The following is a 12129-nucleotide window of genomic DNA, read 5'->3' on the forward strand; positions in this document are numbered from 1 at the left end:
ATGCAGCAAAAAGCGCTACTTCTAGCACTTTTAGGAGCAGTAAATTTATATGCTTTAAGTCTAAATGGCAATGTCGAGGTGAAGTCGCCTTTAAGCGTGGAATTTGGGCTAGAAGATGATGTTAGCAAAAATCTCATAGGCACGCTAAGCGAGAAAAAGCTTATCTCGTGCGAGCCAGCACTAAGTGGCACGGTGAAATTTAACGCTCAAAGCCTTACACTTTTTACAAAAAATATGCACGCAGGTACTGAATACAGCTGTAAGTTAGAAAATGGCAGCAGCGCTAGCTTTGAGACGAAAGAATTTGCGCTTGAGAAGATAGAAAAGCTCACTGATAGTAAATTTGTCCTTAAATTTAATGACGAAGTTAGTGATGAGCTTGTAAAAAAAATAGCCGTAAAAGGTGCAAGTTTTAATGCCTTGCAGCTCTCTCAAAACAGCTTTGAGCTTGATCTTGATAAAAATATAAGCGAGCCTACTTTTGAGTTTGGAGAAAATTTTGAGAGTAAATTTGGCGCTAAACTTGCAGGCGATGGCGCGATTAAATTTAGTGAGCAAGTAAGCAGTGAGAGCATAAATATAAACGCTGAAGCTAAAAGCTTTGAGATAGCTAAAATTTATCCAACTAGCCTTGATAACGGCATCTTAGCATTTAGAATTTATCTAAAAGAGTGGCTAAGCGATGATAATAATCTAAAGAAATTTATAAAGATAAAAGGCGTAAAAAGCTTTAGCATAAGCGACGTGGCATATAAAAATGATGATGAAAATAGCGCGCCAAATTCTGAGCTTGAGGAGTTTGATTATTACATCGATATCACAAGCGATGAGTTTAAGCCACAAAATAGCTACGAGATCACTATAAAACCGGGCTTTGGAGATGATAGAAATGTCGTAAGAGAGGCCAAAACCTACGAGGTGGTCGCTAGCAACTTCACTCCATTTGCAAATTTCACAAACGAAGAGCCTTACATCTCAAGCGTGGGCGAGATCGGCATTAGAAGTGCAAATTTAGCTGAGCTAAATGTGAGCGTTGAAAAGTTAAGCGATCAAAATTTTAGATACTTTTTAAATTTCAACGACAATAGCGAAGATCTAAGCAACTTTAGCTCAAAAGTAGCAAGCAAAAGCTACAAGCTAGAAGGCGCATTAAACGAAATTTCACTAAACAAGATCAAGCTTGACTTTGCAGGAGCAGGAGACGGAATTTATAAGATAAGCTTAAACTACGGCAAAGATAAGAGCGTCTCAAAGGTCGTCTATCTAAGCGACATCGCCATAAATGCAAAGCTTGGTAAGGATGAAATTTTCGTCTTTGCAAACCGCCTTGGCGAAAACACAATGCTACCAAATGCAAATGTAAAAATTTATGGCAAAAGAAACGAAGAGATCGCAGTTGGCGCGACAAATGATGTTGGCGTCTTTAAATTTAACAAAAAAGATATCTACAAAGAGATCTCATCAGTCGTCGTCTCACTTGGCAAGGAGCAAAATTTCCTCATCATAAAAGATGGTGAAGCGCTAAATGAAGCAAAGCTCATCAGTCAAAATCCAAGCGAGAGCATTGACGCTTACACGCATTTTGCCTCAAATATCATAAGACCAAACGAGAGCTTAAAAGGAGCAATTTATCTAAGAGATAGGGACTTTAACCCGCTTAAAAATATGCCAGTTAAGATCAAATTTATCGATCCGCAAGGCAAAAGTAGTGCCCAGATCACGCAAAATACAAATGATGTTGGCATGATAAATTTCGAAAAAGAAATTTTAAGCGATTTAAGCGGTAGATTTAACATGCAGATAATCTACGCTAGCAAAGTGATAGCGAGTGTGCCATTTTACGTCGAGAGCTTCGTGCCAAACAAGATAAAAAATGACATAGCCATAGACGCTGATAAATTCTTTGCAAACGAGCTAGTAAAGGTAAATTTAACAAGTAGTTATCTCTTTGGCGGAGCAGCTAGCGACTTAGCTGGCAGTATGCAGGTTAGCTTCTTTGATGATGAGTATAAAAATAGCGATTTTAAAGAGTATAAATTTAAAAACGACACCCTAAAAGCGGCTGCCTATCCAAGCATAGAAAATGATCTAACTCTTTCAAAAGATGGCAAATCAAGCCAGATGATAGATCTTAGCTTTAACACCAAAAACGCACCTTCGATAATAAAAGGTGTCATAAATTTCAACGTAAATGACGATGGCAAAAACGTAAGTGACGCAAAAAGCTTTACGCTCTATCCTTATAAAGATATGGTTGGCATCGCTGCTAGCACGGCATTTGCTGATCCAAACGAAGATGTAAAGATAAGAACAGTCGTCATTGATATGCCAAGCCAAAAGGCAGTGAAGTCAAATTTGAAATTTGATATAAAACGTGTCTCATGGCAGTATCAAAGGGACGCAAACGGCTATATAAAATGGATCCAAACACTTGAAGATGTGGATAGTTTTTATAAAAATAGTGGCGAGTTTAGCTATAAATTTACGCAAAGTGGCTCATACGTCATCACTGCTACAAATTTAGTAAGTGGTGCGAGCACGAGCCTAGACATCGATGTAAGCGGCTACAACTACTCAACCCTAGCCCCTACAAAAGAGCTTAGCAAGTCTCAGATCAAGCTAAACAAAAGCGTCTATAAAAAAGGCGACGAGCTAAGCGCAGACATAAGCTCAGCCATAAAAGAAGGTATCGCACTTGTCACGCTTGAAGATGCAGGTGTCAAAGCCTACAAGGTCGTCAAGATCAAAAACAACTCAGCAAATGTTAAATTTAAGCTAGACTTTGACTTTAATGGCCTTTACGTGAGTGCAAATATCTACCGCATGACTGACGCTGGGCTAACTCCGTTTAGAACCTACGGCAAGGTCTATGCAAACGGCGATAAATCTTCAAGAAAGATAGAGCTTACTCTTGATGCGCCAAAAAGTGCAAAGAGCGATGAAAATATCAAAATTTCACTAAAAACAAAGCCAAAAGCTTATGTAAATTTATTTATTACAGATGTCGGCGTACTTGATATTACATCACAAAAACCAGCCGATCCGCTTAAGTTTTTTGACAAAATTTTACCTGATGGCGTCTTTGACTACGACATTTATAATATGCTCACAAACTACAAGGTCGAGGGTAAAACGCTAAGCTTTGGCGGTGATGCCGCGGCGATGGCTGTGGCGGCGAAAATGGCAAAACACGCAAGCCCAGTTGATAGCAAAAATGTAAAAACTTATGCGAATTTAGTGAGCCTTCAAGCGGATGACAAAGGCGAAATTTCATACGAATTTAAAACGCCAAATGGCTTTAACGGCGCTGTTAGAGTAGATGCTGTGGCAAATGACGCAACTGCAATGAACGCCGTAAATAGCGAGATAAAAGTAAAAGATGATGTGATCATTAAGCCAAGCGCTTTAGTTTATCTTTTAAAAGGCGATGAATTAAGCGCAAATTTAAGGCTTATAAATACAACAAATACGGACAAAAACCTTACTATAAACATCGTAACAAGCAAAAATTTAAACATCAAAACGCAAGAAAAAGCCAACCTAAAGCCGCTTGAAAACAAGGCGTTTGTGCTTAAAATTTCAGCCCTTGAAACAGGTGCTGGCGAATACAATATAACAGTAAGCGACAAAAATAGCTCAAAAACGCTTCAAAATTTACTAGGCGTCATTAGCCCTTATACGATCAGCACCTACGCAAAGAGCAGTGTCTTTGACAAAGAGAGTAAAATTTCACTTCCAAAAGGCTATCACGATGTGAGTATTGATGCGTCAAGCTCGGTCTCAAGCGTGCTTTTGGCAGCTTCAAAGAATTTAGTAGAGTATCCTTACGGATGCACAGAGCAAAGGAGCTCAAGGCTGCTTGCGCTTTTAAATTTAAAATCAAAAGATGAGCTTGAAAAGGGCGACCAAAAGAGATTTATCGTTAGTGGCATAGATGAGCTAGTTAAGATGCAAAAACCAGACGGCAGCTTTGGCTACTGGAGCGATCTAGGCGAGACAAACGCATTTGCAAGCATCTTTGCAACTGATGTTTTACTTGATCTTAGCGAGGCTGGATATGAGGTAAGCAAAGGCGTCAAACAAAATGCGCTAAACTCTCTCTTAAAATACGCAAATAATGACCTTGAGGCACTTTACGCCCTTTATGTAAGCTCACGTGCAAATATGGCTGACAAATCGATCTTAAATAAAATTTACGACGACAAAGCCTACAATAAAACAGCCCTCAATAAATACCTAATGGCAGCAGCTCTAAAGCTAAACGGCCTAAATGACGAGGCAAAGGTCGCGCTAAAAGATATCAAAAATGCTCAAGCAGCCGACTACACCAAAGAGTACTCTAGCTTTGGCTCAAAGATGAGAGATAACGCCTTTATCTTATACTTGCACGCAAAATACTTCGAAAAAGACGACTACTCAGATGATCTTGCAAATTTCTTAATCACAAATTTAAATGAGCTTAGCTCAACGCAGGAGCGTGCATTTACGCTAAGAGCGCTAAATGCATACTTTGGCAAAGATAGCGGCGAGAAAAATAACAAATTTAAGCTTAGCTACAATGGCGAAAGCAAAGAATTTGACGGTCTTTTAAGCACGTCATTTACTACAAAAAATGGCGAATTTAGCATCGCTCCACTAGGCTCAAACAAGCTTTATGCGACTATCTTAAGCTACGCTTACTTGCCGCTTGATATTAGGCATAAGATCGAGCCAAAAGAGCTTGATATCTATCGCGTTTTTGTTGATGAAAAAGGCAAAGAGCTGGGTCTTGACAGTCTAAAAGTAAATGACGTCATCTACTCAAAAGTGGTGATAAACTCAAAAACAATGGTTAAAAACGGCGTTATAAACGAGATCGTAAGTAGCTGCTTTGAGCCGATAAATGAAAATTTAAGCAACTTTAGCAAGAGCTTAAAAAACAGCTTGCAAGTTGAGTATAAAAGCATAAAAGATGACCGCGTGCTAAGCTTTTATACGCTTGCTAGCGACGAAAAAGACGCCGTGCTTTACACACCTTATAGAGTAAGACTTGGCGGTAAATGTTCTCTTGGCGCAGTCACAACTGAAAATATGTACAACGAAAGACAAAACGACTACGACCTAGCCGTAAAAAGCTTTAACGTCAAATAGCTATTTAAACTCCGGGGCGTTTAACCGCCCCAAGCCCATATTTCCCCACTTTTGCAAAGATTTTTTTAAACAAATTTTAGATAACATTAAGCATTTTTTAAACGAAACTGAGGAGATAAAAGTGGCAGAATTTTACAATGCAAAAGAGATAGAAGACAAATTTTATAAAATTTGGGAAGAACGCGGATACTTCGAGATAGACGCAAACAAAGATATCCAAAAAGATGGACGTAAATTTTGCATTATGATGCCACCTCCAAATGTGACTGGCTCGCTTCACATCGGACACGCCCTAACCTTCACGCTCCAAGATATCATGACTCGCTACAAAAGAATGGACGGCTACAAGACGCTTTGGCAGCCAGGCCTCGACCACGCTGGTATCGCTACTCAAAACGTCGTTGAAAAGCAGCTTTTGGCTCAAGGGATCAAAAAAGAAAAGCTTGGCCGTGAAAAATTTGTAGAAAAAGTGTGGGAGTGGAAGGAAAAAAGCGGCGGTATGATCGTCCATCAGATGCGAAAACTAGGCATCACTCCAGCTTGGTCACGCCAGAGATTTACTATGGATGAGGGCTTAAGAAAAGCTGTGAAAAAAGCCTTTGTAAATTTATACGACAAGGGTCTGATAGTCCAGAAAAACTACATGATAAACTGGTGTACGCATGATGGCGCACTCTCTGACATCGAGGTCGAACACAAAGAAAATAAAGGCAAGCTTTATCATTTGAGATACTACTTTGCAGATAAGCCAAGCGAATTTGTTGTTGTTGCGACCACTAGACCTGAAACATATTTTGGTGATACGGCGGTAATGGTAAATCCAAATGACGAGCGCTATAAAAATTTAATCGGCAAAAAAGTGGTGCTACCTATCATAAATAGAGAGGTCGAGATCATCGCGGACGAGCACGTTGATATGGAGTTTGGAACAGGCCTTGTTAAGGTCACGCCTGCGCACGATCAAAACGACTACGAGGTAGGCAAAAAACACAACCTTGAGTTTATCACCGTGTTTGATGAAAAGGGCATTTTAAACGACAAGTGCGATAAATTTGCAGGTCTTGAGAGGCTTGAGGCTAGAGATATCGTCGTGGCCGAGCTTGAAAAACTCGGCAATGTCGAAAAGATAGAAGACTACGAAAATCAAGTAGGCTACTGCTACCGCTGCAAAAACGTCGTCGAGCCATATATCTCAAAGCAGTGGTTTGTCAAAAAAGAGATCGCAGACGAGGCGATACAAAAGGTCTCAGAAGGTCTTGCTAAATTTTACCCACCACACTGGATAAACAGCTTTAATGCGTGGATGAGAGAGCTAAGAGATTGGTGTATCTCACGCCAGCTTTGGTGGGGACATCAAATTCCAGTATTTTACTGCGACGAGTGCGGTCATATGTGGGCTGACGAGGGCGAGCCGTGCGAGTGTAAAAAGTGTAAAAGTAAAAACATTCACCAAGACCCAGACGTGCTAGATACGTGGTTTAGCTCTGGTCTTTGGCCATTTAGCACGCTTGGCTGGGGCAATGAAACTGAGCTAAAAAATGAAAAATGGTTTGAAGGCGACTTAGCCGAGTTTTATCCAAACAACCTTCTCATAACTGGCTTTGATATATTATTTTTCTGGGTTGCTAGGATGATGTTTCAGGGGGAAAATGCCCTTGGCAAGCTGCCGTTTGACGACATCTACCTGCACGCGCTTGTAAAGGATGAGTTTGGCAGAAAGATGAGTAAAAGCCTTGGTAACGTCATAGACCCGCTTGATAGCATAAATGAGTATAGCGCCGATATCTTGCGCTTTACGCTGACACTTCTAGCCGTTCAAGGACGCGACATCAAGCTAAGCGACACTAAGATGAAGCAGGTAAGAAATTTCACCAACAAGCTTTATAACGCTAGCAAATATCTCATGCTAAATGAGAGTAAATTTGCAAATTTAGAGGATATCAAGCTTGAAACAAAGCTTGGAATTTATATGAACAGCCGCTTTAATGAGTGCGTGAGAGAGGTGCGTGAAAACATCGACGCATACCGCTTTAATGACGCGGCAAACACACTTTATAAATTCCTTTGGGATGAGTTTTGCGACTGGGGTATCGAGCTAAGCAAGGCTGACAAAGCGAGCGTAAAAGAGCTTGGTAGTATATTTAAAGAGGCGATGAAGCTACTAAATCCTTTTATGCCGTTTCTTTCAGAGTATCTATTTCAAGAGCTTAGCGACACACAGCTTGAAAATGCAAAGTCAATAATGGTGATGAGCTACCCAGAGGTAAAAGAGCGAAATTTAGAGGTTGAGAAGAAATTTGAGCTAGTTATCGAAGCGATCGTGGCTATTCGCCGTGCTAAAGCTACTATCGATCTTGGCAACTCAAAGATAGCAAAAGCCTTTATTAAATTTAATGAAAAAATAGACCTTGACGAGGTAAAAGAGTATATCAAACTGCTTGCAAAATGCGAAAAGATCGGCTTTGTAGATGAAAAAATAGAAAACTCAATAAGAGATGTGAGCGAAAATTTAGAGGCATTTGTCCCGCTTGAGGGGCTTGATATGAGCGGTATCATCACAAGACTAAGGTCTCAAAAGACAAAGCTTGAAAAAGAGATAGCCAAGCTTTCAGGCATGCTAAATAACCAAAATTTTGTTGCAAACGCACCAAAAGAAGTTATAGAGACAAACAAAGAGGCTTTGCAGAGCGCTGAGGCTAAATTTAAAAAAGTATGCGAGGAGCTAAAGGCTCTTGGCGAGTAGGTTTTGCGGCAAAAGTTGAAGGGTGGCGTTTTATCTTTGGCAGCTTGTAGTTGCCACGCTACCCTGGGTGCTAATGTATTGTCTTATTAAAGTAAAATTTATCGCCCTGCACTATCTTGCATGTAAATTTAAAATTTAAAGGATCAAAAATGAGTGAAAAAATAAAAATAGCAGTTTTAGGATATGGAAATTTAGGTCGCGGCGTCGAGCTTGCGGTGCGAAATAGTAAGGATATGGAGCTTGTGGCCGTTTTTAGCCGCAGAGATCCAAGTGATGTAAAAACGTGTGGCACACCAGTATTTAGCGTGGATGAAATTTTATCGCACAAGGGCAAATTTGACGTTTTAGTCCTTTGCGGTGGCAGCGCAACTGACCTTCCAACGCAGACGCCAGAGTTTGCAAAAGAGTTTAACGTAGTTGATAGCTTCGATACGCACGCAAAAATACCTGAGCACTTTGCCACAGTGGATGCTGCTGCTAAAAAAGGTGGCAATGTGGGTGCCATCGCTGTTGGCTGGGACCCAGGGCTATTTTCTCTAAATAGACTATACGGCGAGAGCGTGCTTGAAAATGGCAGCAGCTATACATTTTGGGGCAAAGGTGTGAGCCAAGGCCACTCAGACGCCATACGCAGGATAAAAGGTGTCGTAGATGCACGCCAATACACAGTGCCCATAGATAGCGCCTTGGAGCGAGTACGCGCTGGGGAAAATCCAAATTTAACCACAAGAGAAAAACACCTGCGTGATTGCTACGTAGTGGCGCAGAACGGCGCTGATAAGGCACGTATAGAGCATGAGATAAAAACGATGCCAAATTATTTTGCCGACTACGACACAAGCGTGCATTTTATCGATCTGGAGACGCTTAAAAAAGAGCATGGCGGTATCCCACATGGGGGATTTGTACTGCGAAGCGGAGTGAGTGGAGAGTGTGGCGAGAACAAACATTTGATAGAATTTTCGCTAAAACTTGACTCAAATCCAGAATTTACAGCAAGTGTGCTAGTAGCCTACGCCAGAGCAGCATATCGCTTGGCGCAAAGAGGTGAGAGTGGCGCATTTAGCGTATTTGATATAGCCCCAGCACTTCTTTCGCCAAAGAGCGCTGATGAGCTAAGGCGAGAAATTTTATAAATTTAGGCAGTTAAAAATAAGGAAAATTTAGTGATAAAAATAGAAAATTTAACCAAATTTTATGGTGATACACAGATCCTTTTTGATGTAAATTTAGAGGTTAAAAAGGGTGAAATTTTTGCTATCGTGGGTCATAGTGGCGCTGGTAAATCAACGCTTTTAAGGTGCATAAACGGGTTAGAGAGCTATCAAGGTGGCAGTTTAAAAGTCTTTGATCAAGAGATAAAAAATTTAGATGAGACACAGCAAAGACATTTGAGGCGAGATGTTGGGATGATATTTCAGCATTTTGCCTTGATGGCTAGAAAAAATGTCTTTGAAAACGTCGCTACTCCGCTTAAATTTTGGGGTTACAAAAGCGATGAAACTGAAAAAAGAGTGAGAGAGCTTTTAAATTTAGTCGGTCTTGAAAGCAAGGCAAAAAGCTATCCAAGCGAGCTAAGCGGCGGTCAAAAACAGCGTGTCGCCATCGCTAGAGCGCTTGCTTTAAATCCTAAAATTTTACTAAGCGACGAGGCGACTTCGGCTCTTGATCCAAACACGACAAATCAAATTTTAGAGCTGCTTGAAAAGATAAACAAAGAGCTAGACATCAGCGTCATCATCGTCACGCACGAGATGGAGGTGGTTAAATCGATCGCAAAACGCGCCATCTTGCTTGAAGGCGGCAAGATCATAGGCTCTGGAAGCATCGAAGAGCTATTTTTAAAGCCAGATGAGAAGATGAAAGAGTTTTTGGGTGAGGTGGAAATTCTGCCAAGCACTGGGACAAATATCAGGCTATTTTTCCCAAAAGAAGTGGCTCAAAACAGCGTGATCACGCACATGGCTAGAAGCCTAAATATCGACTTTAACATAGTCTGGGGCAAGCTTGAAAAGCTAAACGACAACGTCCTTGGCTCGCTTGTCATAAACATAGATGAAAAAGATAAAGAAAACGTGCTTAACTACATCAAGCAAAGTGGCGTTTTGTGGGAGGTTGCTTGATGTTTGGTATTGATTTTTCTAAATTTCCAGATGTTTTCTCTAGGATACTTTTGCCAGCTATCGGCGAGACGCTATATATGAGTATCGTCTCCACCCTGCTCGCCTTTGCTATAGGCATAATACCAGCGGTTTTGCTCATACTTTCAGACAAAAACGGCTTAAAGCCAAACAAGCAGCTTTATTTTGTCCTTGATATCGTTATAAACGTGCTTAGAAGCTTTCCGTTTATCATTTTGATCATCGTGCTCTTTCCTGTCACAAAAATGATCGTAGGTACAAGCATCGGCACTACAGCTGCGATCGTTCCGCTAACTATCGGAGCGGCTCCCTTTGTAGCAAGGCTCATTGAAAATGCCCTAAAAGAGGTTGATAAAGGCATCATCGAAGCAGCACAAAGCTTTGGTAGCTCGAAATTTCAGATCATCTTTCGTGTGATGTTTGTAGAGGCGCTTCCTGGCATCATCTCGGCATTTACGCTAACGCTTATCGTAAATATCGGCTTTTCAGCGATGGCTGGTGCAGTTGGCGGTGGCGGACTAGGATCAGTCGCTATAAACTACGGCTACCAGAGATTTCGTCCAGATATCATGCTCTACACCGTGGTTATTCTCATCATTATGGTGCAAATTTTCCAAGTTTTAGGCAACTATCTCTATAAAATTTCAAAAAAATGATTTTAAAAACATTGCAAATGCTAATGCTACACATAAGATAAAAGCGATAAAAATTGCCATAAATTTTGGCTTAAAAAACCTATTAAGAAGTATGATTTCCGGCAGGCTAACACCTGCCGCTGTTATTACAAACGCTCCAAATGCGGCCGCACTAGCACCCGAGGCAAGAAGCGCTAAGCCAATTGGCACTAGCGCTTCTACTCTAACATAGAGTAAAATTCCAAACAATGCCGAAATAAGTATCGAGGCGATGTCGCTAGAACCAAGGTAGTTTGAGATAAGCTTTTGTGGAACAAATCCGTGTATAGCGGCGCCGATAAACATCGCAAGCAGTATGTAATAAAATAGTTTTTTATACTCTTTTACCGAGTTTAAAAGTGCCATTTTGTAAATATTTTTACTATTTTTTATATCCTTGCAAGAGCAAGCTTGTGTCTGATTATCGGGTGTAAAAACAAAGCCTTTAGTTGGATTGTATGGGCTAAATTTTGGTTTTAAAAAATCATCTTTTAAAAATAGATTTTGATCTGTTTTTGATAACAAAAGACCAAAAGCAAGTGATGAGATAAAAATGACCGTAAAATAAATAATGCTAAATTTAAACCCAAAACTCATAAAAAGAAGCGTTAAAATTACAGGATTAACAAGTGGAGAGCTTAACAAAAATACGCTACTAACGCCAAGTGATACGCCGCTTTTTAAAAACCCATTTAAAAGCGGTATAGTAGAGCACGAACAAAACGGCGTAATAGCGCCAACCAAAAACGCCTTGATAAAGCTTGAAATTCTTGTGTTTATAAGGTGTTTTTTGAGTTTTTGACTAAATTTTTCAGATACGATAAATACCAAAAAAGAGACACAAAAAAATAGTAGTGAAATCTCTGTAAAATAAAGTATGAAAAATTTGATAAACTCAAATATATTGTGTTGATTAAAAAGATCGAGCATTTTTTACCTTTAAATTTTTATATGATTATATACTAATATAGGAATATAGTCAAGTATAAATTTAGCTCTTTTAAGTTAAAATCATAAAAAAGGTATAAAAATGCAATATGTTGATATTCTTGCGCTAAAAAGCGAATTTATGAGAGTTTTGGCTCATCCTGTTAGGATCGGGATAGTTGAGGTTTTGGGTGATAAAAAGATGAGCGTAGGTGAAATTTGCGAGCTTTTAAATAAAGAACAAGCAACGGTTTCAAAGCATCTTGGGGTATTAAAAAATGGGGGAATTTTAAAAAGCGAGAAGTCTGGACTTAATGTTTTTTACTCGGTTGATATTTGCTGTTTGCCAAATTTTTTGGAATGTTTAAAAAATATTTTAGAGGAAAAAGCAGCCAAAAACTCAAAAAATGCAAGAGGTGTCATAAAAAGTCTAAGATAAATTTCTAAAATTTATTTTTTTTTAAACTTTATTTATTTAGAATGCGCGAAATTAATTTTAGCTGAAAGGACAAAA

At 39.8% G+C, this 12129-nt stretch carries 7 protein-coding genes; 6 read left to right on the forward strand and 1 reads right to left on the reverse strand.

The genetic code is table 11. The features are described from left to right. From FZ945_RS03450 to FZ945_RS03470, 5 genes are all read left to right on the forward strand, one after another. The gene (locus FZ945_RS03450) at positions 1-5130 is read left to right on the forward strand and encodes an alpha-2-macroglobulin family protein (protein WP_148802480.1); all 5130 of its coding nucleotides are present in this window, start codon (positions 1-3) and stop codon (positions 5128-5130) included. Between the two features lie 121 nt (positions 5131-5251). After that, positions 5252-7873, forward strand: coding sequence for a valine--tRNA ligase (locus FZ945_RS03455; RefSeq protein WP_148802482.1), 2622 nt, complete (start codon positions 5252-5254; stop codon positions 7871-7873). 149 nt (positions 7874-8022) lie between these two features. Next, a complete protein-coding gene (locus tag FZ945_RS03460) occupies positions 8023-9009 on the forward strand; it encodes a diaminopimelate dehydrogenase (RefSeq protein WP_148802484.1) in 987 nt (328 codons plus the stop codon). Between the two features lie 30 nt (positions 9010-9039). Continuing rightward, entirely contained in the window at positions 9040-9996 is a 957-nt protein-coding gene (locus tag FZ945_RS03465) for a methionine ABC transporter ATP-binding protein (RefSeq protein WP_148802486.1), read from the forward strand. Continuing rightward, complete coding sequence (locus FZ945_RS03470; RefSeq protein WP_148802488.1) at positions 9996-10670, forward strand: methionine ABC transporter permease; 675 nt, start codon at positions 9996-9998, stop codon at positions 10668-10670. Before FZ945_RS03465 ends, FZ945_RS03470 begins: the two co-directional genes overlap by 1 nt. On the opposite strand, the gene FZ945_RS03475 is transcribed toward FZ945_RS03470, so the two are convergent. Next, positions 10659-11618, reverse strand: a complete 960-nt coding sequence (locus FZ945_RS03475) for a permease (protein ID WP_148802490.1) — start codon at positions 11616-11618, stop codon at positions 10659-10661. The genes FZ945_RS03470 and FZ945_RS03475 overlap by 12 nt on opposite strands. Positions 11619-11718: 100 nt before the next feature. Here FZ945_RS03475 and FZ945_RS03480 point away from each other — a divergent pair, with 100 nt between their 5' ends. After that, complete coding sequence (locus FZ945_RS03480; RefSeq protein ID WP_103599125.1) at positions 11719-12054, forward strand: ArsR/SmtB family transcription factor; 336 nt, start codon at positions 11719-11721, stop codon at positions 12052-12054. Positions 12055-12129: the final 75 nt, after the last annotated feature.

This window comes from Campylobacter concisus, assembly GCF_902460535.1.
In the GTDB taxonomy this organism is placed as follows: domain Bacteria; phylum Campylobacterota; class Campylobacteria; order Campylobacterales; family Campylobacteraceae; genus Campylobacter_A; species Campylobacter_A concisus_AS.

Excerpts from the sequence above, each read along its gene's own strand:
- FZ945_RS03450 (WP_148802480.1), top strand. The coding sequence starts at position 1 with ATGCAGCAAAAAGCGCTACTTCTAGCACTTTTAGGAGCAGTAAATTTA.
- FZ945_RS03460 (WP_148802484.1), top strand. The coding sequence starts at position 8,023 with ATGAGTGAAAAAATAAAAATAGCAGTTTTAGGATATGGAAATTTAGGT.
- FZ945_RS03470 (WP_148802488.1), top strand. The coding sequence starts at position 9,996 with ATGTTTGGTATTGATTTTTCTAAATTTCCAGATGTTTTCTCTAGGATA.
- FZ945_RS03475 (WP_148802490.1), bottom strand. The coding sequence starts at position 11,618 with ATGCTCGATCTTTTTAATCAACACAATATATTTGAGTTTATCAAATTT.
- FZ945_RS03480 (WP_103599125.1), top strand. The coding sequence starts at position 11,719 with ATGCAATATGTTGATATTCTTGCGCTAAAAAGCGAATTTATGAGAGTT.